The sequence below is a fragment of the Cupriavidus sp. 96C5-1 genome (genome assembly GCF_057798855.1).
Genome location: NZ_JBYOJU010000034.1, coordinates 85,226 through 110,612, shown reverse-complemented (window position 1 = coordinate 110,612; position 25,387 = coordinate 85,226). Strand labels below are relative to the sequence as shown.

General features: G+C 66.7%; 21 protein-coding genes and 2 rRNA genes. 14 read left to right on the top strand and 9 right to left on the bottom strand.

Annotated features, from left to right (window positions below):
* A 23S ribosomal RNA gene (locus tag AC3FOF_RS30505) occupies positions 1–88 on the top strand; the annotation flags it as partial.
* A 113-nt stretch (positions 89–201) separates the two neighbouring features.
* A 5S ribosomal RNA gene (rrf, locus tag AC3FOF_RS30500) occupies positions 202–314 on the top strand.
* Between the two features lie 212 nt (positions 315–526).
* Here rrf and AC3FOF_RS30495 read toward each other — a convergent pair.
* Positions 527–1,279: a GntR family transcriptional regulator gene (locus tag AC3FOF_RS30495; protein ID WP_017226009.1), complete on the bottom strand. Its 753-nt coding sequence runs from the start codon at positions 1,277–1,279 to the stop codon at positions 527–529.
* A gap of 43 nt (positions 1,280–1,322) precedes the next feature.
* The gene (locus tag AC3FOF_RS30490; RefSeq protein ID WP_017226008.1) at positions 1,323–2,324 is read right to left on the bottom strand and encodes a tripartite tricarboxylate transporter substrate binding protein; all 1,002 of its coding nucleotides are present in this window, start codon (positions 2,322–2,324) and stop codon (positions 1,323–1,325) included.
* A gap of 123 nt (positions 2,325–2,447) precedes the next feature.
* On the opposite strand from AC3FOF_RS30490, the gene AC3FOF_RS30485 reads away from it, so the two are divergent.
* The 3 genes from AC3FOF_RS30485 to leuD are packed head-to-tail and all read left to right on the top strand — an operon-like array spanning position 2,448 to position 5,425.
* Complete coding sequence (locus AC3FOF_RS30485; RefSeq protein ID WP_035809825.1) at positions 2,448–3,341, top strand: isocitrate lyase/PEP mutase family protein; 894 nt, start codon at positions 2,448–2,450, stop codon at positions 3,339–3,341.
* A gap of 10 nt (positions 3,342–3,351) precedes the next feature.
* Positions 3,352–4,767: a 3-isopropylmalate dehydratase large subunit gene (locus AC3FOF_RS30480; RefSeq protein ID WP_488728716.1), complete on the top strand. Its 1,416-nt coding sequence runs from the start codon at positions 3,352–3,354 to the stop codon at positions 4,765–4,767.
* A gap of 1 nt (position 4,768) precedes the next feature.
* Positions 4,769–5,425, top strand: coding sequence for a 3-isopropylmalate dehydratase small subunit (gene leuD, locus AC3FOF_RS30475; protein ID WP_017226005.1), 657 nt, complete (start codon positions 4,769–4,771; stop codon positions 5,423–5,425).
* Positions 5,426–5,565: 140 nt separating this feature from the next.
* On the opposite strand, the gene AC3FOF_RS30470 is transcribed toward leuD, so the two are convergent.
* Together AC3FOF_RS30470 and AC3FOF_RS30465 are read right to left on the bottom strand one after the other, a co-directional pair.
* Positions 5,566–5,820: a hypothetical protein gene (locus AC3FOF_RS30470; protein ID WP_276266500.1), complete on the bottom strand. Its 255-nt coding sequence runs from the start codon at positions 5,818–5,820 to the stop codon at positions 5,566–5,568.
* A gap of 179 nt (positions 5,821–5,999) precedes the next feature.
* Positions 6,000–6,353: a GFA family protein gene (locus tag AC3FOF_RS30465; RefSeq protein ID WP_488728715.1), complete on the bottom strand. Its 354-nt coding sequence runs from the start codon at positions 6,351–6,353 to the stop codon at positions 6,000–6,002.
* 336 nt (positions 6,354–6,689) lie between these two features.
* Between AC3FOF_RS30465 and AC3FOF_RS30460 the strand changes: the two genes are divergently transcribed.
* The 4 genes from AC3FOF_RS30460 (at position 6,690) to AC3FOF_RS30445 (ending at position 10,475) form a co-directional block, all read left to right on the top strand.
* Complete coding sequence (locus AC3FOF_RS30460; protein WP_488728714.1) at positions 6,690–7,775, top strand: toxic anion resistance protein; 1,086 nt, start codon at positions 6,690–6,692, stop codon at positions 7,773–7,775.
* 53 nt (positions 7,776–7,828) lie between these two features.
* Entirely contained in the window at positions 7,829–8,569 is a 741-nt protein-coding gene (locus AC3FOF_RS30455) for a VWA domain-containing protein (protein ID WP_017226000.1), read from the top strand.
* Between the two features lie 85 nt (positions 8,570–8,654).
* Positions 8,655–9,311, top strand: coding sequence for a TerD family protein (locus AC3FOF_RS30450; RefSeq protein ID WP_017225999.1), 657 nt, complete (start codon positions 8,655–8,657; stop codon positions 9,309–9,311).
* A 201-nt stretch (positions 9,312–9,512) separates the two neighbouring features.
* Complete coding sequence (locus tag AC3FOF_RS30445; protein WP_488728713.1) at positions 9,513–10,475, top strand: hypothetical protein; 963 nt, start codon at positions 9,513–9,515, stop codon at positions 10,473–10,475.
* Positions 10,476–10,561: 86 nt separating this feature from the next.
* Here the strand turns inward: AC3FOF_RS30445 and AC3FOF_RS30440 are convergent, their stop codons facing one another.
* The 5 genes from AC3FOF_RS30440 to AC3FOF_RS30420 form a co-directional block, all read right to left on the bottom strand.
* Positions 10,562–11,086, bottom strand: a complete 525-nt coding sequence (locus AC3FOF_RS30440; protein ID WP_276266497.1) for a Spy/CpxP family protein refolding chaperone — start codon at positions 11,084–11,086, stop codon at positions 10,562–10,564.
* 651 nt (positions 11,087–11,737) lie between these two features.
* On the bottom strand, positions 11,738–12,406 hold the full coding sequence (locus tag AC3FOF_RS30435; RefSeq protein WP_488728722.1) for a hypothetical protein: 669 nt from the start codon (positions 12,404–12,406) through the stop codon (positions 11,738–11,740).
* A 161-nt stretch (positions 12,407–12,567) separates the two neighbouring features.
* A complete protein-coding gene (locus AC3FOF_RS30430; RefSeq protein ID WP_488728712.1) occupies positions 12,568–15,105 on the bottom strand; it encodes a TonB-dependent siderophore receptor in 2,538 nt (845 codons plus the stop codon).
* A 157-nt stretch (positions 15,106–15,262) separates the two neighbouring features.
* Positions 15,263–16,255 carry a FecR domain-containing protein gene (locus AC3FOF_RS30425; RefSeq protein ID WP_488728711.1) on the bottom strand — a complete coding sequence of 331 codons (993 nt, stop codon included), beginning with the start codon at positions 16,253–16,255 and terminating at the stop codon, positions 15,263–15,265.
* Between the two features lie 6 nt (positions 16,256–16,261).
* The gene (locus tag AC3FOF_RS30420; protein ID WP_017224839.1) at positions 16,262–16,774 is read right to left on the bottom strand and encodes a sigma-70 family RNA polymerase sigma factor; all 513 of its coding nucleotides are present in this window, start codon (positions 16,772–16,774) and stop codon (positions 16,262–16,264) included.
* A gap of 324 nt (positions 16,775–17,098) precedes the next feature.
* On the opposite strand from AC3FOF_RS30420, the gene AC3FOF_RS30415 reads away from it, so the two are divergent.
* The 5 genes from AC3FOF_RS30415 to AC3FOF_RS30395 all read left to right on the top strand — a co-directional run bounded on the left by AC3FOF_RS30415 (position 17,099) and on the right by AC3FOF_RS30395 (position 25,304).
* Positions 17,099–17,608: a sigma-70 family RNA polymerase sigma factor gene (locus AC3FOF_RS30415; protein ID WP_017224838.1), complete on the top strand. Its 510-nt coding sequence runs from the start codon at positions 17,099–17,101 to the stop codon at positions 17,606–17,608.
* Positions 17,609–17,624: 16 nt separating this feature from the next.
* Entirely contained in the window at positions 17,625–18,635 is a 1,011-nt protein-coding gene (locus AC3FOF_RS30410) for a FecR domain-containing protein (RefSeq protein WP_488728710.1), read from the top strand.
* A 112-nt stretch (positions 18,636–18,747) separates the two neighbouring features.
* Complete coding sequence (locus AC3FOF_RS30405) at positions 18,748–20,973, top strand: TonB-dependent receptor (RefSeq protein ID WP_488728709.1); 2,226 nt, start codon at positions 18,748–18,750, stop codon at positions 20,971–20,973.
* 7 nt (positions 20,974–20,980) lie between these two features.
* Positions 20,981–23,449: a TonB-dependent siderophore receptor gene (locus AC3FOF_RS30400; RefSeq protein WP_488728708.1), complete on the top strand. Its 2,469-nt coding sequence runs from the start codon at positions 20,981–20,983 to the stop codon at positions 23,447–23,449.
* A 595-nt stretch (positions 23,450–24,044) separates the two neighbouring features.
* Positions 24,045–25,304 carry an MFS transporter gene (locus AC3FOF_RS30395; protein ID WP_488728707.1) on the top strand — a complete coding sequence of 420 codons (1,260 nt, stop codon included), beginning with the start codon at positions 24,045–24,047 and terminating at the stop codon, positions 25,302–25,304.
* Positions 25,305–25,387 lie beyond the last annotated feature (83 nt).

Here is a 25,387-nt window from a genome sequence, read left to right as displayed (position 1 = left end):
TTCGAGACCAGGACGTTGATAGGCTGGGTGTGGAAGCGCAGTAATGCGTTAAGCTAACCAGTACTAATTGCCCGTAAGGCTTGATCCTATAACCAGTGTGTTTCTCCTGGTTGAGTATCGCGTGCCATTGGCCGATACGCACAACCCCAACTACATCCCTATTCGCTGCGTTGACCGAGTCAGCGCGGCACACCGTTTATGCCTGGTGACCATAGCGAGTTGGAACCACCCCTTCCCATCCCGAACAGGACCGTGAAACGACTCCACGCCGATGATAGTGCGGATACCCGTGTGAAAGTAGGTAATCGCCAGGCTCTCCCTTGAAACCCCCCAGTACGATAGTACTGGGGGGTTTTGCCATTTAAGGTCCGATTGCGGCGCCGGAAATGCATGGTGCGACCATATCAGGAACAGTCGCATACCGCGCCCGTGCCTGGGCAAGGCTGTCTGCCTTCCGACCGGGCTCCCAACCATCCCGGCGCCGCCCCTGTCCGCTTTGGGCAGGGTTGCGGCGCGCCGGATCCGGCTAGGCCTGGCCGACCCACTGGGCGGGCTGCACCGCAGGCCCGCCAGGGGTGTTCTTGCTCAAGGCCCGTACCAGGACATCCCGGTTGGTGAGGATATGTTCCCGCATCAGCGCCTCGGCACGGCCGACTTCGCGCTGCGCCAGCGCATCCACGATGCGGTAGTGGTCGCCGAGCGCCTGCCGGCTGTGTTCGCGCCGGTAGAGCAGGAGCAGGGCTTCATGGTCATGTGGGTGCGACTTGCTGTCGAATATGATGGGCAGCTGGCGGGCACGGCGGACGGCATCCGTCAGCCAGCTGTTGTCAGCCAACGCCAGCAGCGCGAAATGGAAGTCGAGGTTCATGTCCTGCCACAGGAGGGCCTGCCCGTCGTTCCATTCCTCATCGTGCAGCACCTTGCGCTGCGCCTCCAGCAAGGCGGCGAGCCGCTCTTGCTCGGCATGCAGCAGGCCGCGCTCGCCGATCAGGCGGCAGCCCAGGCTTTCGAGCGTGGCCCGGACGGTGAATGCGTCCTTGATGTCCTTGGTATGGAACTGGCGGACCAGAAACCCGCGATTGGGTTGATAGACCAGCAGCCCTTCGTCTGCCAGCCGGGCCAGCGCATCGCGCACCGGCGTGCGGGAGACGCCCAGCTCCTGGGCCAGGGTGACCTCCATCAAATGGGCGCCAGGCGGGATCTCTCCGTCGAATATGCGGTTGCGCAAGATGTCGGCGACCGAGAGCGCGCGCGTGCGGGAAGTTTCGGGTGAAGACATGTTTCCTGATGCGAGTCGGTGATCTGAAACCGGTGATGGGTAATCAGTCTGCGTGAATATGACGGCTGTGGATGAGATTACCCCACAACGCCCTCTCCCCGGCAAGAAACCGGCTTGCCTCTTCGGGTGTCGTGGGGAATCTCTCGGCGCCGCTGTTTTCGATGGCCTGGCCGAGTTGCCGGTCATCGAGTGCTTTCGCCAGCGCCGCGTGCAGTTTACCCACGATGTCCTTCGGCGTTCCGGACGGCACGAACAGGCACGTCCAGCTGTAGATCTCGACCGGGACGCCGGACTCCCTCAGGGTGGGCACATCCGGAAGCGCCGCGATGCGCGCGTGCGAAGTCACGGCGAGCGGGCGCAGCGTGCCGCTGCGGATGTGGGGCAGCACGGTGGCCGGATTGGAAAACATCATCTGCACCTGGCCGCCGATGGTGTCGGCAATCGCCGGGGCGTTGCCGCGATAGGGGATATGGGTGAGTTCGATGCCGGCCGTCTGCGCGAACAGCTCCCCCGATAGATGCGACGTATTGCCGTTGCCCGCGCTGCCGAAATTGATCTGGCCGGGCCGTGCCCGCGCCGCGCGCAGCAACTCCGCGACGGTCCTGGCCTGCAATCCCGGATTGACCACGAGCACGTTCGGCCCGCGGCTGACGCAGCCTGCCGGCGCGAAGTCGCGGGCCGCATCGTAAGGCGCCCGCGACATCATCATCGGTGCGTTGATCTGCTCGGCCGGCGTGCCCAGGAGCAAGGTGTATCCGTCGGCGGGCGCGCGCAGGACTTGCGCCGCGCCCAGCGTGCCGCTGGCACCGCTCTTGTTATCCACCACCATTGTCTGATTCAGCTGGCGGGACAGGCTCCTGGAGAGCAGGCGGGCAACCGTGTCCGTGGTCCCGCCGGCGGGGAAGGGCACGACCAGCGTGATCGGCCGGGCCGGCCATGCCGGGTTCGTTCCGGCGGATACGTGGCGGCCCGGCAGGACGGCGCCGGCAAGCGCCAGCAGCAGTAGAAACGGCCGGGTTCCGCTGATAAGTCGAGTCGAAGGCATTGTTTGGTCTCCTGATGTTATGTATGCATGATAGCGTTAAAAATGATTTTATGTACTTCTAAATCTTGTTTTTGCATTGTCATGTATGCATACTGACCATCGTCACGACCAGAAAGGCTCATCATGCGAAAGACGACATTGCTCCAGAAACTGATTCATGCCCCCGAGATCCTAGTCATGCCGGGTGCCTTTGACGCCCTCTCCGCCCGCATCGTCCAGGAGACCGGTTTTGCCGCCGTGCAGTGTTCCGGCTTCGGCATTTCCGTGAGCCGCCTGGGGCTGCCGGACTACAGCTTCCTGTCGCTCCCGGATATGGTCGCGGCCACCCAGCACATCGTCGACGCGGTGGACCTGCCGGTCATGGCGGACGGCGATACGGGCTTTGGCAACGCCGTCAATGCCTGGTACGCCATCAAGGCGTTCGAGCGCATCGGCTGCGCCGGCGTCAATATCGAGGACCAGGTCATGCCCAAGCGCTGCGGGCACCTGGAGGGCAAGTCCATCGTGCCGATCGAGGAAGCGGTCCAGAAGATCCGGGCCTGCGCCGAAGCGCGCACGGATCCGGATTTCGTCATCAACGCGCGCACCGACGCCCTCGCGGTTGGCGGTATCGACGAAGTGATACGGCGCGGCAATGCGTATCTCGCCGCCGGCGCCACCATGATCTTCGTGGACGGGATGACGTCGAAGGAACTGGCAAGGCAGGCGGTGCAGGGCATCCGCGGGCCGGTGGCGATCAATGTGGTCGAGGGCGGCAAGTCGCCGACGGCATTCACGTTCGAGGAGATGCAGCAGATCGGCATTGCGCGTGTCAGCCTGCCAGCCACGCTGATGCTGGCGGCGATCCAGGGCATGCGCGACGCGTTGGCGGCAGTGCAAGCCAATGGATGCGCCGGCGGGCCCGGCGCGCCGCTGGCCGATTTCCGCGAGCAGCTCAAGCTGGTCGGCTTCGAGGACGTGTTCGCGCTGGAACGGCGCTATCTGTCGGGCCTGCTGCACCCCGGCACTGCGCAATAGGGTGAGCGCCATGCATACATCGCCGCGCAACATCATCGAAAAGATCTGGGACGAACATGTGGTGGCGCGGATGGAGGGCGACCAGGCGCTGCTCCATATCGACCGCGTCTTCCTGCACGACCGCGCCGGGCCGCGCGTTTTCAGCGGCCTGGAGGAGGCGGGCCATCGTGTCGCGCATCCTGGCCTGGTGTTCGGCACCATGGATCATATTGTCGACACCTTGCCCGGCAGGGGCGACGATACCCTGGTGCGGGGCGGGCGCACGTTTATCGAAGCGTTCCGCGCGTCGTCGCGGCGCGCGGGCATCCGCCTGTTCGACCTGGGCGATCCGCGGCAGGGCATCGCGCACGTCGTCTCGCCCGAGCTGGCCATTGCCCTGCCTGGCAGCACCATGGTCTGCTGCGACAGCCACACCTGCACGGTAGGCGGGATCGGCGCACTGGCATGGGGTATCGGCACGACCGAGGGCGAGCACGCGGTAGCCACGCAGTGCCTGGTGCGAAGCCGGCCAAAGATCATGCGCGTGCTGTTCCACGGCCGGATTGCCCCTGGGGTGTCGGCCAAGGACATGGTGCTGGCGCTGATCGGCCGGTACGGGGCGGGTGGCGGCGATGGCCATGCCATCGAGTTCGCCGGCGAGGCGGTGCGGGCCCTGGAGGTGGAGGGGCGGCTGACCCTGTGCAATATGGCAGTCGAATTCGGTGCCTGGACCGGATTGGTGGCGCCGGACGCGCGCACCGCGCAATGGCTGGCAGGGCGTGCTTTCGCGCCACGCGGCGCCGCATGGGATGCGGCAGTGTCGCACTGGCTTGCGCTGGCCTCCGACGAGGGAGCGCGCTGGGACCGGCAACTCGACGTCGATTGCAGCCAGCTGGCGCCCCAGGTCACCTGGGGAACCAACCCCGGCCAGGTAACGGCGGTGGATGGCGCGGTGCCGCGCGCCGCCGACGGCGATGCCGGGCGCGCGCTTGACTATATGGCGCTGCAGGCGGGACAGCGGCTGCAGGGGATTCCCATCGATGCCGCCTTTATCGGCTCCTGCACCAACAGCCGCCTGCCGGATTTGCGCGCGGCGGCCCAGGTGGTACGCGGGCGCCGCGTGGCGCCGGGCGTGAAGGCCATCGTGGTGCCAGGCTCGACCGGGGTCAAGCACGCGGCGGAAGCCGAAGGGCTGGACCGTGTGTTCGTCGAGGCCGGCTTCGAGTGGCGCGAGAGCGGTTGTTCGCTGTGCTTCTTCGCCGGTGGCGACAATTTCGACCAGCCCGGCAAGCCCGGACGCCGCGTGATTACCAGCACCAACCGGAATTTCGAAGGTCGGCAGGGTCCCGGCGTGCGCTCGCACCTGGCCAGTCCGGCCACGGTGGCAGCCTCGGCGATCGCCGGCTGTATCGCGGATCCGCGTCCGCTGCTTGGCGAGGGGAGATGATATGGAACAGTTCGTTGAATTGAGCGGCATTGCCGCCCCCCTTGTCCACGCCAATATCGATACCGACCTGCTGATCCCCTCACGCGAGATCACGTCTCCAGGGCGCGATGGCTACGGCGAAAAACTGCTGGCGCCCTGGCGTTATCAATCATCCGCCGACGGGGAGCGCGTCGAGCGCCCCGATTTCGTGCTCAATCGCGCGCCATTCCGGCAGGCCTCGATCCTGCTGACCGGGGAGAACTTCGGCAGCGGATCCTCCCGCGAAGCCGCGGCCTGGGCGGTTCGGCAGTTCGGGTTCCGCTGTGTCATCGCCCCGTCGTTCGGGGCGATCTTCCAGAACAATTGCTATCGGAACGGCATCCTGCCGGTGGTGTTGCCGGCGGCGGAGATCGACTGGATGGCGGCCGAAGCGGCGGCGGGGACCTTGATCCTGACGGTTGATCTCGAGCGCTGCGTGGTCCGGCATCCGCAGGGCCGGTGCCTGCCGTTCACCGTGCCCCGGAGCGAGCGCAGCATGTTGCTGGAGGGACTCGATGCCATTGGCCTGACATTGAAACGGCGCGCGCAGATCCAGGCTTTCCAGCATGCCGATCGCGCGGCGCGGCCCTGGATCTGGACCGTGGACACGCCTCAACCGGCTGGCGAACTGCCGCCGTAGCGGGTCCGGCGACAGCTTCGGTGGACTGGGCGCCACAATTGTTTGCAATGCCGATCGGGGGGCACCGGTAAACTCGCTGCCGCTCTGTGCTGTCTGTCAGGGCTTGCCCGTGCGGCTCTCCCCGTCCGCCCGGGCCTTTTTCAGGCCCGCCCCTTTCGTGCGGCGTTCCTTCTCTCTGCCTGACGTTGCCAGCCGCGCGGATCCGCTCCGCCGGCCGTGCTGCCGGAGAGTCCCGCCACAGCCTGGAGAACGGCAATGCGCGTTTGTCCATAGACCAGTCCTTTCCATTCCGGCGTATCGCGGTAGACCTTCACGCCGTGCGACGCGATGTAGTGGTTCAATGCGGCCTGGTCCGCTGCGCTGGGGGCCATGTCCAGCTCGAACTCAGGAAGCACCAGATTTCCGTGCTGCGCCTGCGCGAGCCGCTGCCGGAGATCTGCGTCTCGATCGTGACGCGGAGGAACCGTCCGTTGACCGCGATGGCGGCAAGGCTCCTGGCCTGCATGAAGGAAGCGGTGGCATTGTTCAGGTCGTCGCATCGGCCGGCCTGAGCGCGGGGAGGGGCCGGTCCTGGCTAGACCGTCGAGCGGCTTTTCCCATCGACCTGGCGGACGGGGATCTTCGTGGCGTCGATGCCATCGACGCAAAATGCGTTGACGCTGAAATAGCGCTCGTCCGTGCGCCGCTGATGAAAGGTGTAGATCCCGCAGCGGGAACAGAAGTAGTGCTTCGCCATGCCCGTGTTCCACTGGTACAGGCTCAAGGCTTCCTCGCCAGAGAGGACCCGGAGCCGCCTGCGCTCGACGGTCGCCATCACGGCGTTGCGCTTGGTGCAAAGGGAGCAGTCGCAGCGGACCAGTTCATTGATATCGGCCTCGAACGAGAACGTGACGGTGCCGCAGTGGCATGCGCCAAGATATTCCTGCATAGTTTTCCTCTCTTTCCGGCGGTCAGGGGCTGGCACTTTCTGCCTGCTTTCCGAGCATGGTAATGCATGCGACCGCTTTCTCCACGCCTTGCAATCCGCCGCCGTTCCCAGCGCCGGCAGGCCTGCGCCCTCAACTGGGTGACCAGTTCGAAGACCTGGCCAAGCCCCGTCGCGCCGATCGAATCGTTGCACGGCCTGCGTTCGTCCCTGAGCCGGGAGTTCGCACGCTATATGCCTGATAATCTATTTTCGCTACAACCGCTATAAATGTATTATGTGTGCGTTTTCGCCTACCGGGGATGCCGGGACTATCAGGATTAAGGAGTGAAGGCGGCAATGAAACCCCTTTTCAACGACGAAAAACGCGAAGCACAACCCGCGGCCGCGCCGTCTTTGTCAGTGCTCACTACTGGGGCCATGTCCGCGCATGCCGGCGCTACCCCGCCGGGTGCAGCGCTGCCGAAGCTGCTGACGGATGATGAGATCGACCGTCTCGGCGCCGAGCAGGGCGTCCGGATGGCGGCATTTTCGAAGCAGATGCTGTCCAGCGTCCGTGCCGCCGATGCCGGCCAGTTCGGCGACAAGCTCAACGAGCTGATCGCCACGGCCAAGGGGCTGGATCCCAACGCCATGCAGAGGGGAGGCGTGCTGGCGCGCGTCAGCGGCTTCCTCAAATCGACCAGGGAGCGCCTGCTGGCGCAGTACGAGACGGTCAGCAAGCGGCTGGATACGCTGCTGCGGGAACTGGAGACGCACGCCCATCAGCAGAAGAGCGGCATTGCCGACCTGGAGCAGATGTACGTGGACAACTACGCCATGCACCAGGAGCTGGAAGCCGCCAGGCAGCACGGCGAGCAGGCCCTGGCGGCCTTTCGCGCCGTGCTGGCGGGTGAGCCGGAAGCCGGCGACGCTTTCGCGGCCCAGCGCCTGCTGGACGTCAGGCGCCGCATCAGCGCGCTCGAGCAGAAGATCGACGATCTCAACCGCGCCATGCTGATGTCCAAGCAGCTGGCGCCGCAGATTCGCATGGAGCAGGACCACAAGCGCACGCTGACGTCGAAGTTCGGCACCATCAAGACGGTGCTGATTCCCGCGTGGACCAATGCGTTTTCGCTTTACCTCGAACAACTGAGCACCAGGCGGGCGGCCGAGCTGGCCAACGCGACCTACGAGGCGGCCGATGCCGCCATCCGCGCCCAGGCCGACCTGAGCCGGGCCAACGCGCAGGAGATCGCCAAGCTGGGGCAGCGTCCGGTTATCGCTACCAGCACGTTCGAGTACGCGCAGGAGCAGCTCTTCGGGGCGTTCGACGACATCACCCGCATCGTCGACGAAGGACGCCGCCAACGCGAGCAGGAGGCGCCTCGGCTGCGCCAGCTCGAACAGGATCTGGTGACGCGTTTTACCCGGAAGCCGGCGTAGCCGCATAACCGCATAACCGTAGAACCGCGGAACCGCATTAAGGAATCAAAGGCATGATCACTCTCGAGAAACGCGCGGCCAAGGTTGGCATCGTCCTGGAAAAGCGCCAACTGGCCAAGCCGCCCACGGTGCGCGTGGGCGCCGCGCTGGATATCTCCGGCTCTGCCCGGGATCTCTACCAGTCGGGCATCGTGCAGGAGACGCATGACCGCATCCTGGGCATCGCGCTGAAGTTCGACGATAACGGAGAGGTCGATACCTGGACCTTCACCGAGCGCTTCAACCGCCTGCCGACGGCCACGCCGGACAACTACGGCTCGTACATCTCCGACTACGTGCTGCATGCCGACATCGACAAATGGGGCGGCACCAAGTACGCGCCGGTCATGTCCGACATCATCAGCTTTTACTTCCGCTCGCCCGCCGCGCGTCCGGCCGGCGAGAAGCGCGGCTTTCTCAGCCGCCTGTTCGGCGGCGCGTCCGAAGAAGCCGCGCCGATCCCCGCGGCGCCGGCCAACGGCATTCCGGCGTGGGCGCTGTTCATCACCGATGGCCAGAACCCGCGCGCCGACCGCGAGCAGGTGCGGCGCCTGCTCAACGATTCGAAGAAGTTCCCGATCTACTGGTCGCTGGTCGGCGTGGGCGATCCAAGCGAATTCGGCTTCCTGCAGGAGCTGGCCGACGATCTCCCCAATGTGGGTTTCCTGCATATGGAAACGCTCGACGTGCCGGATGAGCAGCTCTACGAGCATCTCATCACGCCGGAGTTCTGCACCTGGGTTCGCGGGAAGTAGGCACCCGATGGCCGGCCACCGGCCATCCATTTTCACGATCAACGATCAATCATCAGCGATCAAGTCACACAGTAGGAGAAGCAGCATGATCAATCTGTCCAAGGGCGGCCGTGTCAACCTCTCGAAAGAGGCGCCGGGCACCCAGAAATTCCGCGTCGGGCTGGGCTGGGATGCCAACGGTACCGACACCGGCGCCGATTTCGACCTGGATGTATCGATCTTCCTGTGCAAGTACGACGCGCAGGCCAACCCCCGGCTGATTTCGGATCAGCACTTCATCTTTTACAACAGCGAGATCCGCACCAGCGACCGCAAGGCCACCTTCTTCCAGTCCGGCGACGACTTCCCGAAGAACGGCATGCCGGCGTCGAAGTGCCTGGGCGTGGTCCACAGCGGCGACAACCGTACCGGTGCCGGCGCCGGTGACGACGAAGTGATCTTTGTCGACATCACGAAGCTCGCTCCGGAAGTGGAAGAGATCTCGGTGATCGTCACCATCGACCAGGCGGCCGCGCGCAAGCAGAATTTCGGCCAGGTGCGGAACAGCTATATCCAGATCTCCGACGAGGTGACCGGAACGGAGATTGCAAAGTACCCGCTGGAAGACGACTTCTCGATGGAGACCGCCGTCCAGGTCGGCAGCTTCTATCGCCGGGACGGGCAGTTCTTCTTCAAGGCAGTCGGTGCCGGCTACAATCGCGGCCTGGGCGACTTCGTCCAGGTGTACGGCGGCAACGTCTGATACGCCGGTGCGGCCGGGGCGGCGCCGGGCTGGCGCCGCCGTTCGTCCGGGAAACCATGGATGCCGAACCGTCCTGATCAACGCGATCCACGCGATCCACGCGATCCACGCAAGCCGCCGGGCGCTGGCGCTCCCGGCCAGATCCGGCCGGAATCCGGCGCCCTGCGCTTTGACGATGGCCCTTGCGCCGGGAGGCCGGCAGTGACCGAACCCAAGGAAATCGAATTCGGCGCGGGCGTCCCGTCCGTCGTGCAGCGGGATGCCCACCGGGCACCCGCGCCGCTCGCATTCGGGGCGCCTGCGCCGCAGGCCGCCACCGGTTCCCCGCCGGCGGCGAAGGCGCCGCGCGCGCTGGCGTTTCCCGATGCCGGGCCGGACGCGCCATCTGCCGGCGCCGCGCAGGCAGCCACGGCGGGCCTGCGCGTGCCCGGAAAACTCCAGTTCACGGCGCCGCCATCGCCGCCACCGCCGCGCCCGTCAGCCGGCGAGCCGGCCAGGGCCCTGTTCGGCGAAGCCGGCCACCCGCTGCTCGAACGCTGTTTCCAGGTCGCGCGCGATCGTTTTGCCAGGCTCTATCCTGCGCACCGGCTGCGTATCGAGCGCGCCATTCGCCAGTTGCTGCCGCCCAGGCTGCAAACGGTGGCAGGCGCGGCGGAAGCCTCGCTGGCGGCCAGCGGCGAGGCCGTGGAAGCGGTGGCGCGGCTGATGCGTGAATTCAATGAACTGGATGCGGCCAGGGTCATGGCCGACCTGCTGGCCAGGACCACGCGCAAGGAAGGCTTGCTCGATCGCATCTTCCACGGGCGCAACGCCGAGGTGGACTTCCGCGCCGTGCTGACCGTCCTGAAGCAGGCCCTGAGCGCGTTCCCCCCGCGCACCGAAGCGCTGGCGGCAACCATCCAGCGTGCCGAGGAAAGCCTGATGATTACGCTGGCAGCGCTCGGGGCCGTGGCCGACGTGGTCCAGGCGCCGGATGAACCCGCCCTGGAGCGGGCCCTGGCAGACCGCCGCGACGTGGTGAGCCAGGCGGTGCAGCAGCTTGCGCTGCTGCCGCTGCAGTTGCGCGGCGTGGACGAGAAGACCGTGGACCTGCTGTCCCGCGCCGACCACCTGATGAACGTGACATTGCCGGCAGCGATGGCGGCGCGTTCGCAAGGACTCTAGTGTCCTGACTCACTCAGAACACTGGCGACGCGCGGGGCGCCGCGCCTCGCCGGATCAGCTGGCGGGGCTCCCGTGGCGATGGCCTCCTAGTTGGCCGGCGCGGCGGGCAAATGCTTGTGTGGCGACTGGTGGCGCCGCCCGGCATGCTCGTTCCGGAACAGCTTGTCCGCTATCTTCTTCTGGTCGTCGGAGAGCACGGCGTATAGCGGGCTGAATGCGGCGGCCAGTTTCTGCATATTGTCCGCGTGCAGTTGGGACACTGCCGCATAGGACTTCATCGCATCGTCCGCATTCATCGACGAGAGCTTTTGCGCGCGGTCCTGGAAGGCTTGCCCGGCCTTCTCGGCGTTGTCGCGCATCGTTTGTGCGAAGGTGTCCCATTGCTGGGACTGCTGATCCGTGATCTTCAACTGGGTGCGCATTTCGCCGATGCGCTTCTCGACGAAGTCTTCATGCTTTTGCGCGCGGCTGGCTTTGCCAGGCGCGGCGGATGTTGCTCCCCCCGGTGCGCCTGCCGCCGGTGTCTGCGACCAGGCAGAGAACGTGCCGAGCAATGCCAGCGTCAACAAGGCAGGCATTGCAATCTGACGAATGCGGTTCGTGTTTTTCATGGCGGAATGCTCGGGTTCCGGTATCGGATTGGTGACGGCCGCAAGGCCGGGCGTTGTGGAATTCACTGGCTGCCGGACGTGGATGGGCCGGCATCAAGCTTGAGTGCAGGGTTCAGTAACCGGGAGGGTAGCGATCCTGGTAGTAGGCCCCGGGAGGTGGCGGAGGTGGTGGCGAGCGGTATACGACGGCTGGCGGCGGCTGCATGGCGCCTACGATCGCGGCACCCGCGACTGCGCCCAGCAGCGCTCCGATGATCAGACCGCCGCCATCGCCCCGATATCCGCCATGGTCATCGTGATACTCGCCATGGGGAGCCCGCCGCTCGTGATCCTCCCGGTCCCGCCTGCCATGTTGGGCTTGCGCCGGAAGTGCGCAAGCCGCCAGCGCGACGATCGCCGCAGCTATTCGGCAGCCAAGCATGATTCGGGATGATTGAGTCATGAACGGCACCTTCTGCTGTTTCAGGAGGGACACATGCGCGGGGCAGTATTGAATACATTGAATGCCGCTCTGATACCGCTCTTTCACATGCTAGCCATTGGTTTGTTGAAGTCAAGAACGAACCAGGTGATCACCCTGCCGGCAAGCGGGTACTGGATGGGCCGCCCGGCTTTGCACGCACCAGCGGCCCGCGGCCCCGGCTATCCAGGCTAGCGCAAGCCGGCCGCCCAATCCACGGCGGCATCGAAGAGCTGGCGCCCCGGCGCCGCCAGGTTGGTGAAGGTGTCGTTGTCGAGGAAGAACATGACGCGGCGTGCGGGGGCCAGCGACTCGTAGTCCATCGTCGCGCCTTTCTCGTAGGCAAAGATGGCGGCCTTGTCCGGCTGGCCATAGAGCGTGGCAATAATGCTGGCGCCCAGGCCGGGTTTGCCCCAGCTCATGCCCGCCTGGCGGTTGTAGACATTGACGGCGCCTGCGGGCAGCCCGGCGGCGATGGGGTGGGGCGCATTGACGAGCCAGAGATAGCGCTCCTTCTGCGCCTCGCCGAAATCGACGTCATGCCGTTTGCCGGTCATGGCGAGGTCGTCCAGCAGGTCATTCTCCCAGGTCAGCAGCGGCTTGGGCAGTTGGCGCCAGCCGGCGGCCACGCGCTTGGCCGAGACCGTGGACGACATCACGACCAGATCCGCATCGCGCGCCGCCTCCACCGGCTGGTCCTGCCCGATCAGGCTGACCGCGTAGCCACGTGCTTCGAGGTGCGACTTGATCTTCTGGTCGACCGGCAGGTCGGGGCCGTCGGCCTGGACTACCAGCGCTATCCTGGTGCCCTTGCCCGCGGGCTCGGCCGCGTGGGCCGCCATGCCGAGGCCGCAGGCCATCAGCAGCGCGCCGGCGATGGTTGCGCGGAGCGTACGCCACGCTGACGCAGTGTTGCCCGGCACGGGGGCGTGTGCGATGGCGGGCATGTGCGCATCGTCTGGCCTGGGATCCTGGTTTTTCATGATGATTGCCTTATGCGAGATGAGGGGGGGCGGCGCGCTCAGAACGCCAGCGTGGTCAGCAGCGAGACCTGCCGGGCGTCGCCGATCGAGACGAAGTACTTGCTGACGCTGGATGGGTAGTAGGTGCGGTTGAACAGGTTCTTCACATTGAGCTGGAACCTGAGCTTGCGCGCGCCGATCCTGGTCTCGTAGCTGGCGAATGCGTCCGCCACGGTGTAGGCGGGCAGCGCGAAGCTGTTGGCCGAATCGCCCGGGCGCCGGCCCACATAGTGCGCGCCCGCGCCCAGCCGCAGCCGGTCGCCGCCGAAGATCTGGCCGAAGTCGTAGACGGCCGACAGCGACGCGGTATGCTGCGCGACGTTCCACAGGCGGTTGCCCGTGTACAGCGGATCCTCGGTGGTCTTGGCGTCGATGTACGCATAGCTGCCGATGAGGCTCCAGCGGCTGCCGATCTGGCCGGCCACGTCCAGCTCGACCCCGCGCGAACGCGCGCGGCCGGAAGTCCGCCAGTCGGTTTGCCGGGTCGCATCGTTGTACTGGGAGACCAGCACGTTCTTCTTGTCGATGTTGAACAGTGCCAGGTTGCCCGTCAGTCCGCCGGACAGCTCGAACTTGGTGCCCAGTTCCCAGGACCGCGCCTGTTCCGGCAGCACCGAGGAATCGATCACCGCGCCCGAGCCGAGCGGCGCGATGGTCGAGGAGGGCTTGAGCGACTGGGTATAGCTGCCGTACAGCGAGACCGCGTCGTTCCACTTGTAGACCACGCCTGCGCGTGGCAGCCATTTGGTGCCGTTGATGTCGGTGTTGACATTGAACGGCCGGCCGCGGCCGGCCACCTGGCTGTAGGACAGGAATCGGGCGCCGCCCACCAGGATCCATTTCTCGGTCAGGTGGAGGCTGTCCTGGAAGAACAGCGAGGTGTCGTGCAAGGCGTCGGTCTGGTCGCTGTCGCTGGCCGACACCGTGGTGGACGGCGACAGCAGGCCGTAGACCGGATTCAGGTAATTGAACGGCGTGGTGGTGGTCTGGCGCAGCAGGTCCGCGCGGTAGATTCTGCGGTACTCGCTGTCGACCCCGACCTGCAGGTCGTTGCGCAAGCCGGCCACGCTGAAGCGGCCATCCACATAAGCGATAGCGTAGCTGTCCGTGCTCAGCGCGCCATGGGTGGCGTCGTTGCTGCGCGACACCGCGCCGGTGGTGGAATCGATGCCGAAGACCCGCAACTGGTTGGCGTCGTACGACTCGCGGTTGTAGCTATAGCCGAAGTGGCCCTTCCAGTCCGCGTTGAACTGATGGTCCACCGCCAGCTGGACGAGGTGGGACTGCCCAGTCATATTGTTGAAGGCTTCGTCCAGGCGGCGCCGGCTCGGGATCGCCAGCGGCTCGTTGGTCTTCGGGTCGATGGCGGTGCCGCGGTCGAAGGGATAGAGAAACTTGCGGTATTCGTAGGACAGCACCACCTGCGTGTCCTTGCCGTACCAGGCCAGCGACGGCGCCACCAGCGTCTCGCGGTGCTCGCCGAAGTTGCGCCAGTATTGTTCGTCGACCTGGTCCACCACCAGGCGGTAAGCCAGGCCCGAGGTGCCGATGGGGCCGGTGGAATCCAGCGTGGCGCCCGCGCCGTTCTTGCCGTGGCCATAGGTGGAGCCGAGCACGGAGATGGCGTTGTACTGCTGCAGCATCGGCCGCTTGCTGACGATGTTGATCACGCCGCCCGGATCCATGATGCCGTACAGCAGCGAGGAGGGGCCCTTGAGCACTTCCACGCTGTCGGCAGCCGCGTTGAATCCGCGGCCTTGCACCAGGGGCATGCCATTGTGCATCACCGAGCCATCGCGGTTGGCGCCGAAGCCGCGCTTCATGATGGTGTCCTGGGTGCCGGCCAGCGTATTGCCCTGGGTGATGCCGCTGACGTTGGAGAGGGCGTCGTCCAGGTTGCGTGGCCGCTGATCGCGCAGCACCTGGGCCGGGACCACGTTGACGACTTGCGGGGTGTCGAGCAGGGGCGCGTCCGAACGCGTGACGGAGGCGCTGGGCGGCGGGCGGTAGCTGTCGTCGCCAGCGGCGTCCGCGCGCACGGTGACCGGCGGCAGCGCTGTCCCGCCGGTGCCCGCGGCGGAAGCGGCCTGCGCAGGCGCGATGCGCCTGGCCAGGACATAGCTGCCGTTGGCCTGTGCCACGGCGGCCAGGCCGGTGCCTTGCAGCAGCACGCCGAGCGCGTCCGGCACGCTATACCGCCCGCGTACGGCATGGCTCTGCAGGCCCGCGGTCAGCTCCGTCGGGAAGGAGAGCAGGATCCCGGCTTCGCGGCCCAGGCGGTTGAGCGCCCCTTCCAGCGGACCGGCAGGGATGTCGAAGGCCCGGGCGCCCGCGGGGGCGGACGCGGCTTCGGCCGCTTGCGCCATGCCGGGCAACACGGCGGCCATGGTCAGTCCCATTGCCACCGCGGCAAGCCTGAAAGCCGCTGCCAGCGGACGGCGCCCGAGGCCGGATGGTACCTGGCCACGGCCCTTGCCCGGCATCCGTGGTGCGCTCTGGCGTCGGTCGGGGCGGCCGGCGTTGCGGTGGTGTTGCATGTTCGATGACTCGTTGAATGATTGGAGATGTGGTGCGCTTGTCTCCTATGTCACGCGAGAATCGTAAACAGACCACCCGCTTGGGAAATAAGGATCGGGAAGCAGAAGCAGAGACAGGGAACGGGAACGGCTTGCGCGATGCCGGTGCCCGGGCGCGCTAGGGGCGCGCCGGCCGCACGGTCACCCAGTAGCGTGTCAGGAAGTGGATTTCCACCGGCAGCGTGCTACGCAGCGTATCGAGGATGCGCCCGGTATCCGCCAGCGGATAGGTCCCGGAGACCCGCAGCCCGGCGACGCCGGGGTCGCAGCGCAGGTGGCCGGGGCGATGGCGGCCGAGTTCGGCGAGAAAGTCGTCCAGGCGCATGCCGGTGGCGACGATCATATCGTCGGTCCAGGCAATATCGGCGTCGTTCGCCGCTTCGGTCGCGTCGATCGCCCTACGCGTGAACCGGGCCTGCTCGCCCGCATGCAGGGTGCGCGCTGTGCCCGGCATGTCGCGTGGGCGCAGCGCGACCGCGCCCTCGAACACGCCGACCCGGCTGGCCTCGGGCAGCAGCCGTACGGAAAAGCGCGTGCCCAGGGGCTGCATCTCACCATGCTCCGTCTGGATCACGAAGGGGCGCGGCGCCGTGCCGTTCTTGCCATCCTTGCCGGTGACCACCAGTATCTCCCCGCCGATCAGCCGCACCCTGCGTTCGCCGGCGGAGAAACGTACGTCGATGGCGCTATCGGTGTTGAGCGAGACCACGGTGCCGTCGGCCAGCGTCACGGCGCGCCGCTCGCCCACGCCGGTGCGCTCGTCCGCCGCCCATTCCCGCCACGGCGCGCGCTCTTCCGCCATCCAGGCGACGCCGCCGGCAAACAGCAGCAGTGCCAGGGTCTTGACGGCTTCGCGGCGCGTGCGCGTGCGCGGCGGTGCCAGCGCGGCATGCGCCACGGCGGAGGCTACCGGGGACGACAGCTGGCGCAGCCTGTCATTGACGGCTTCGATGCGCTGCCAGGCGCGGGCATGATCAGGATGCGCGTCCACCCAGCGCTGCCAGGCAAGCCGGGTGGCGCTGGTGGCGTCTTCCGCCTGCAGGGCCAGCAGCCATTCGACGGCACGCGTGGCGACGGCGGGCGGGATACGGGAGGGTGTGGTGGCGGGCATGCGTGCTCAATCCAGCGCCTGCGCGAAATAGCATTGCGTGCCGGCACGCACCAGGTAACGCTTGACGGTGGTGAGGGAGACGCCGAGTTGCGTGGCGATCTCCGCCTGGCCCATGCCGTCGAGTTGGGACAGCAGGAAGGCACGCTTGACCGGGGACGGCAGGCCGGCGAGCAGGCGGTCGATCTCGAGCAAGGTCTCCAGCACGATGGCGCGCTCCTCGGGCGAGGGCGCCAGCGACGCGGGCGCATGCACGAGGGCTTCGAGGTAGGCGCGCTCGATTTGCTCGCGCCGCCAGTGGTTGGCCAGCACCCGCTGCGCCACCGTGGTGAGAAACGCGCGCGGCTCGTGGATCGCGATGGCTTCCTCGCGGGCCAGCAGGCGCAGAAAGGTGTCGTGCGCCAGGTCGGCGGCGCGATGGGAGCAGCCAAGCTTCCTGCGCAGCCAGCCACACAGCCAACCGTGGTGGTCGCTATATAGCGCGTGCAGGTCGCGCTGCAGTGCGGGATCGGCGGCCGGCATGGGCACTCCCTCCTGGTCCTGAGGTGCTCGGCACCAGCTTAAAGTAAATGAGAACGATTCGCAGTATAGCAAGAAATCGTGGGCGGATGGCAAAGTCGGGAGGCATGCTTGCCGAGCGCCGCTGGCTTCGCCTTCGGCGCGGGGATTTCCATTTTCCAATCGAGGGGCGACACGGAGCGGACGTCGTTTGGATGAGACGGCTTCTGGGGCCTGGATCAAATTGAATCTTTCCCCACTAGTGTAAAAACGTCTCCTTGCTTTATAATGCGAACCATTCTCATTTAAGTTTGGCCGCGCCAGACACTTCACTGGAAGGGGAGGCGCATGCCAGCCGTCGAGTCCGCGTTGCAGCAGCAGGTCCACGCGCTCTACCACACGCACCATGGATGGCTGCAGGGGTGGCTGCGCCGCAAGCTGGGCAATGCCTTCGACGCCGCCGATCTCGCGCAGGACGTGTTTATCCGCCTGCTCCACCGGCAGCCGTCCGATGTCCGCGAGCCGCGCGCCTTTCTGAGTACGATTGCGCGCGGCCTGGTCATCGAGCACTGGCGGCGGCGCGAGCTCGAGCAGGCCTGGCTGGAGACCCTGGCCCAATTGCCCGAGCCCCAGGCCCCTTCGCCCGAAAGCCGCCTGATGTTCCTGGAAACCCTGATCGCCATCGACCGCATGCTCGATGCGCTCAAGCCGCAGGTGCGCACGGCATTCCTGTGGGCCCAGCTGGAAGGGCTGACCTGTCCGCAGATCGCCGTGCGCCTGGGTGTGTCGCTGGCGACCGCCGAGCGGTATATCGCAGCGGCGCTGCGCCATTGCTACGCGTTGCGCTTCGGTGCCTGAGCTCGCCAGGACTGCCGTGCAGACGTCCCCGCCAGACGCCGATATTCCCGCCCGTGTCGTCGACCAGGCCATCAACTGGTCGGTCAGGCTCGACTTCAGCGAAGCCAGCGCCGGCACGCGCAAGGCGTTCGCGCGGTGGCTCGAGGCCGACCCGCTGCACGCGCTCGCCTGGCAGCGGGTGCAGGCGTTGCGGGACGATTTCTCCCGCATGCCGCCCGCTCTGGCCCTGGATACGCTGCAGAGCGCCGGCGCCCGGCGCGGCATGCGCGGGCTGAAGCGCCGGCAGGCGCTCAAGGTGCTGGCGCTGGCCGGCGTCTCGGTGCTCGCCGCCGCCAGCGTGCGCGAGCTTGCGCCGTGGCAGCGCCTGCTGGCCGATACCAGCACCGCCACCGGCGAACAGCGCACGGTGAGGCTGGCCGATGGCAGCACCATCGTGCTCAACACCGATACCGCCATCAATACCGGGCTTGGCGATGAGCGCCGCGTCATCACGCTGCGCCGCGGCGAGATCCTGGTCGCCACGGGGCACGACGAACGCTTCTCGGCCAGCAACGGGGCGGCGCGGCCGTTCTGGGTGCAAACGCCGTTCGGCAGCCTGCGCGCGCTCGGCACGCGCTTCGTGGTGCGGCTCGAGGCCGGGCGCGCCCGCGTCAGCGTGCAGGAGGGGGCCGTTGAATTGCATCCGGCTGCGCAGGGCGCGCGGCAGGTGGCGCGCGCGGGGACAAGCTGGTGGCTCGCCAGCGATGGCGGCACGCCGGCGCCGGCGCAGTCTTTCGAGGCGGACGGCTGGGCCGACGGCGTCATCGCCGGCAACGATATGCGCCTGGCCGACCTGCTGGCCGAACTGGCGCGCTACCGGACCGGGCGCATCGTCTGCGATCCGCGCGTGGCGGATCTGCGCGTATCGGGTGCCTATCACGTGCGCGATACCGACCAGACGCTACGGTTCCTGGCGCAGGCGCAGCCCGTCAGCATCGTCTATCGCACCCGCTTCTGGATCGCGGTGGGCCCTGGCGGGGGCCATTGATGCCATATCGTGCGCGCCCTGAAAAATTTCAGGGAAAGATTGAGGGGATTTCGATTCTCGACCGGCCTACTGGGTAGGACCCCAGATCAACACACTGCCGGAAAAGAGAATCATGTCTGCCATTCGCATTCGTTATGCCGCCGACGCGGGCGCCAGCCGCCCGCCTCAACCCAGGCCGCTCGCGCTCGCATTGCGCCACGCCTTCGTCTGCCTTGCCATGGGCGCGAGCGTGGCGCCGCTCGAAGCGCGTGCGCAGCCGCAGGCGGCCACGCCGGACGCCGCGACGACGCTGCCGGCGGTGACCGTCACCGCCGGCGCCGAGGCGCCGGGCGAGCTGCCGCAGCCCTATGCCGGCGGCCAGGTCGCTCGTGGCGGCCGGCTCGGCCTGCTGGGCAACAAGAGCGTCATGGATACGCCGTTCTCGATCGTCAACTACACCGCGCAACGGATCGAGGATCAGCAGGCGGTCACGCTGGCCGAGGTCCTGAACAGCGATCCTTCCACGCGCTTCACCGGCCAGGTCGGCGGCGTCACCGATTCCTTCTTCATCCGTGGCTTTCCGATCAACGAAGGCAACCTGTCCGAGGTCGCGTTCGACGGCGTCTACGGCGTTTCACCGAACTACCATCTCTTCACCGAATACCTGGAGCGGGTCGAAGTGCTGAAGGGACCGGCAGCCCTGCTGTACGGCATGTCGCCGAACAGCGGGGTCGGCGGCGTCGTCAATGTCGTGCCGAAACGGCCCCTGGCCAAGGACCTGACGCGCTTCACGCTCGATTACGCGTCCGACGCGCAGGTGGGCGGCGCGGTCGACCTGAGCCGGCGCTTCGGCAGCGAGCGGGAGTGGGGCATCCGCTTCAATGGCCTGCACCGCCAGGGGCCGACCGCGCTCGACAACCAGAAGTCCCGCGCCGAGGTGGGCGCGCTGTCGCTCGACTATCACGGCGACCGTCTGCGGGCGTCGCTCGATGTGATCGAGCAATACCAGTGGGTCGATGCGCCGACGCGTCCCTTCCTGGTGGCGGCCGGGTTGCCGGTACCGTCGGCGCCCGACGGCCGGCGCAATATCACGCAGCCCTGGGGCTGGTGGAAGTCCAACGACCTGTCGACGCTGCTGCACGCCGAGTACGACCTGAGCGACAACCTCACCGTGTTCGCCGACGCCGGCGGCACCCGCTCCGATGTGGCGCGCTTCTCGGACCAGACGCCGACCATCCTGAATGCAAGCGGCGCAACCTCGGCGAGCCCGCATAACTGGAAGTTCCAGGTCAACCGCTCGACCTTCGATACCGGGCTGCGGAGCAAATTCGAGACCGGACCGGTCAGGCATGCTCTCGCGCTGCAGGCAAACTTCTACATGGACCGTATCGCCAACGCCGGCAATGCCGGTACGGCCATCCTGTCCAACATCTACGCGCCGGCCGACCGGGCGGAGCCGGGCGTACCCGCGCCGCAGCGGGTGCCGAAGGTCTCCGATTCGACGCTGTCGGGCGTGTCGCTGGCGGACACCCTGAGCATGGCCGACGACCGCGTGCAGCTCACCCTTGGCCTGCGGTATCAGCAGGTCAGGTCAAGCAACTACAACACCGTCACCGGTGCAAAGTCATCGTCATACGACGAGAACGCCGTCACGCCGCTTGCCGGCCTGGTGGTCAGGCCGTGGCAGCATGTGTCGCTGTATGCGAACTATGTGGAAGGGCTGAGCAAAGGGGATATCGCGCCGGCCACGGCGTCCAATGCGGGGCAGGTTTTCGCGCCATACAAGACCAAGCAGCAGGAGGTCGGCGTCAAGCTGGACGCGGGCAAGGTGATGGCGACGCTGGCCGCGTTCCGCATGACCAAGCCCAGCGGGCAGCTGTTCGGCACCGTCTATGCCATCGACAGCGAGCAACGCAACCAGGGCCTGGAGCTGACGCTGTCGGGCGAGGCCTATAAGGGCGTGCGGCTGCTCGGCGGCGTGACCTTGCTGGACGGGGAGCTGACCAGGACCAACAGCGCGGCCACGCGCGGGAACAGGCCGGTCGGCGTGCCCACCGTGATGGCCAACCTGGGCGGGGAATGGGACCTGCCCTGGGTGCCCGGCCTGACCCTGACGGGCGCGGTCAACTACACCGGCAAGGAGTATGTCAACCAGGCGAACACGCAGCAGGTGCCGTCGTGGACCACGGTCGATCTCGGCGCGCGCTACCGGACCACGGTGAGCGGCAAGTCCACCACGTTCCGGGCCGGTTTGTTCAATGCCTTCAATCGCAAGTATTGGTCGGGAGTGGCGTCCTACGGGACGATTTCGCTCGGTGCGCCGCGCACCTTGATGGCTTCCGTGTCCGTGGACTTCTAGTCCGTCCATGTCCGCAAGCCACCGTGCCGCCGCGTTGACCGATCCTGCCCGCCAGCCAAAGCCGGCGGTGGGCTGGCTGCGCTGCGTCATGGCCTGTCTTGCCTTCGGCGCAAGCGTGCCGGTATTGCCCGCGCACGCGCAGTCGCCGGCGGCGCCGGGCGCTATCCAGGCCAGGGTGTTCGCCATCGCGCCTGGCCCGCTCACCGTCACACTGAACCGCTTCGCCCGCGCCGCCGGCATCAACCTTTCCTACGACGCGGCGCTGCTCGGCGATGCGCAAGGCCCGGGTCTGCATGGCAGCCATACCGTCGCGCAAGGGCTTGGGGCATTGCTGGCAGGGAGCGGGCTGGAAGCGGTGGCGCTGCCCGGCGGCGGGTTCGCCGTGCGCCGGGCGCCGCCGGCCGCGCGCGGCGAGGCTGCCGGATGGCTGCCGGCGGTGACCGTCACCGGCGTGGCCGCAAGCCCTGGTGAACTGCCGCAGCCTTTTGCGGGCGAGCAGGTCGCGCGCGGCGCCCGGCTGGGCATGCTCGGCGACGTGGATGTCATGGATGCGCCGTTCCATGTCACCGGCTACACCGCCAAGGCGATCGCGGACCAGCAGGCACGCACGGTGGGGGACGTGCTGGCCAACGATGCCTCGGTGCGTTTTGTCAGCCTGCCTGGCGGCATCCTGGATGCCTTCACCATTCGCGGCTTTCCTGTCGGCAACGGCAACTTCGGGGAAATTGCCTTCGACGGCGCGTACGGCGTTGCCTCCAATTACCGGGTATCGACCGCCTATGTGGAGCGCATCGAACTGATCAGGGGACCGACCGCCTTGCTGAACGGCATGGCACCCAGCGGCAGCGTGGGCGGCGGCATCAACATCGTGCCCAAGCGCGCCACCGGGCCGGACCTGACGCAGGTCACGGTGGACTACGCCTCGGCGTCGCAGCTTGGCGGCAACCTTGACCTGAGCCGGCGCTTCGGCGCCGCGCGCCAGTTCGGCATCCGCTTCAACGGGAGCCATCGCGGCGGTGGCACCGGCGTGGACAACCAGTCGCGCAACGCGGGCGCAGGCGCGCTGGCGCTGGATTATCAGGGCGAGCGCCTGCGCGCCACGGCGGATTTCATCGACCAGCAGGAAAGGATCAATGCGCCCTCGCGCCTGCCGCATATCGTTTCCGGCATCGCGGTACCCGCCGCGCCGGACGGGCGGCGCAATATCATCCAGTCCTGGGAAACCTCGCGGATCCGCGACCAGTCCTTGCTGCTGCGCGCCGAGTACGACCTGGGCGACGGGTTGACGTGGTTCGCCGATGCCGGCGGCGGCCGCACGCGCGTTGCCAGGCTGTTCGCCATCACGCCGTTGATCGTCGATGCGGGCGGCGATGTCAGCGTGTCGGATTCGAACTACCGGTTCAACGTCGATCGCGCCACCGCCGATACCGGCTTGCGGGCCCGTTTCGATACCGGTGCGGTTGGCCATAGCCTGACCGTGCATCTCAGTGCCTATCGGGACGCGTTAGGCAGAGGCGTCAATGCCTCCACCACCACCTTGCTGACCAATCTCTACCAGCCGGTCGTGCTTGCCGAACAGAGCCTGGCGTCGCCGGCAGGCACGCCCAGGGCGTCGGAGTCGACACTGACCGGCGTCGCGCTGGCCGACACCTTGTCGATGCTGGACAAGCGCGTGCAACTGACGCTGGGCGTGCGTCATCAGCGGGTCAGGTCGGACAATTTCAGCGCCGCGGGTGCCGCGGCGTCGCGCTATGACAGGAGCGCCCTCACACCCATGCTGGGCCTCGTGGTCAGGCCCTGGCCGCAGGTCTCGCTCTATGCGAACCGCGTCGAGGGGCTGAGCAAGGGCGATAGCGCGCCCTCCAGCGCCGGCAACGCGGGCGAGGTGTTCGCCCCCTACAAGGCCACGCAGTATGAAACCGGCGTCAAGCTCGAGCACGGGCGCCTGATGGCTACGCTCAGCGCATTCCAGATCACCAAGCCCGGCGGACAGATGACCGGCACGCTGTTTGCCGCCGATGGCGAGCAGCGCAACCGGGGGCTGGAACTCGGCCTGTCCGGCGAAGCGACGCCTGGCCTCAGGCTGCTGGCAAGCGCCACGATGCTCGACGCCAGGCTCACCAGGAGCAGCGACCCGGGCACGGCCGGCAAGACCGCGATCGGCGTGCCGTCTTTCCAGGCCAACCTGGGGGCGGAGTGGGATACGCCGTTCGTGCCGGCGCTGACCCTGGCTGGCAGTCTCGTCCATACCGGCAAGCAGTACGTCGACCAGGCCAACCGCCAGCGCATTCCCGGCTGGACGCGCGTGGACCTGGGCGCCCGCTACCGGGCCACCGTGGCAGGCAGGCCCACGACGTTCCGGATCAACGTCCGCAATGTATTCGACCAGCGCTACTGGGCCGCGGTCGACGCCTATGGCGGGCTGGCCCAGGCCGAGCCGCGCACGTTCCTGCTGTCGGCGACAGTGAGTTTCTGAGGCGGCAGGCGGCCGCATGCGTGGATGAGGTAGGGGTGGCCAGGGCGTGAGTAAATCACAACAGGATTCGCTGATTCTGTCTCAATAATTGGATTTTTTGCGATCGCATGCTGTGGCTGGCGCGTTGGATGGGCAGCGACACCTGGGATAGGGGATTTCCCTAGCGTCGCAAATAGAGCTTGAAAGGCGGTTTTACTCGGCGTAGTCTAAAAAAAAAGATGAAACGCCAGGTTATGTCCCAGATGTTGGCGGCGTGTTGAGATGGCAGCGACAGAAACCTATTTTTTTGTCCCTTTGGTCCAAAAAAAGAGACAATCTTTGAGAGGAAGCATGGCGAAGGACGGTAAGCCATTCCGCGACATGGCGCGTTGCTTGGTCTTCTAGCGCCGTTTTCGCCACTAGAAGGACGAGAAGACCCGGGGCTGCCTCGGTCACCGGCGGGTTTGCCGGACCGGTGAGGCGGGCAAGAGGTCCCGGCGACGGCGCGAGGCGTCTTAAAAAGAGAGGCGGTGGGGCCAGCACCCCCTGCCGCCATTGACACAGGCGGTTCCGATCCGTCAGCCAGGCTCGGCCAAGATACCAAGGAGCGATCCCCATGGAAGCAAACGCGAGCGCACCGGCACCCCTTGCCGATGCCATGTCCTCCAACCCGTCATCCGGGCGCACCTCGGCTTACGCCTGGAAGGCGCTGGCAGGCTCGGCGATCGGCTATGCGATGGATGGGTTCGACCTGCTGATCCTCGGTTTCATGCTGCCGGCCATCAGCTTGTCGCTGGGCCTCGGCACCAGCCAGTCGGGCGCCCTGGTGACCTGGACGCTGATCGGCGCGGTGGCGGGGGGCATCATCTTCGGCTCCCTGAGCGACCGCTATGGCCGGGTTCGCGTGCTGACCTGGACCATCGTGCTGTTCGCGGTCTTTACCGGCATGTGCGCATTTGCGCAGGGCTTCTGGGACCTGCTGGCCTATCGCACCATCGCCGGCATCGGCCTTGGCGGCGAGTTCGGCATCGGCATGGCGCTGGCGGCGGAAGCCTGGCCCGCCAGCAAGCGCGCGCGGGTGTCGTCCTACGTGGCCCTGGGTTGGCAGGCGGGCGTGCTGATGGCCTCGCTGCTCACGCCGCTGCTGCTGCCGCACATCGGCTGGCGCGGCATGTTCCTGCTTGGCGTGGTCCCCGCGCTGGTCGCCTGGTTCGTGCGCAACAAGCTGCATGAGCCGGAAGTGTTCGTGCGCAGCAACGATGCCGGGAAGAAGGCGAACGCATTCAGGCTGCTGGTTGCGGATGCGCGCACGGCGCGGACCAGCCTTGGCATTGTCGTCCTGTGCGCGGTCCAGAACTTCGGCTACTACGGCATCATGATCTGGTTGCCCACCTATCTGTCGAAGACGCTCGGCTTCTCGCTGACCAAGTCCGCGATGTGGACCTCGGTCACCATCGTCGGGATGATGATCGGCGTCTGCCTGTTCGGGCAATTGGCCGACCGCATCGGCCGCAGGCCCACTTTCCTGGTTTTCCAGGCGGGCGCGGTGGCGATGGTGATCGCCTATTCCCGCATGTCCGATCCGGCCACCATGCTGTGGGCCGGCGCCGTGATGGGCATGTTCGTCAACGGCATGATCGGCGGATACGGCGCGCTGATCTCCGAGGCCTATCCCACCGCGGCACGCGCCACCGCCCAGAACGTGCTGTTCAATATCGGCCGGGCGGTTGGCGGTTTCGGGCCGATCGTGGTGGGCGCGCTGGCGGCAACGTACTCCTTCCAGGTCGCCATCGCGCTGCTGGCCAGCATCTACGTGCTGGACATGCTGGCCACGCTGCTCCTGATCCCCGAGCTGAAGGGCGTCGAGCTGGGGTAGGCGGGCTGCGGGCAGCCGCGCCGGATACGGCAGGCGGCCGGCATCGAGTGGCCAGCATCAAGTTCAGGTAGACAGGAGTCACC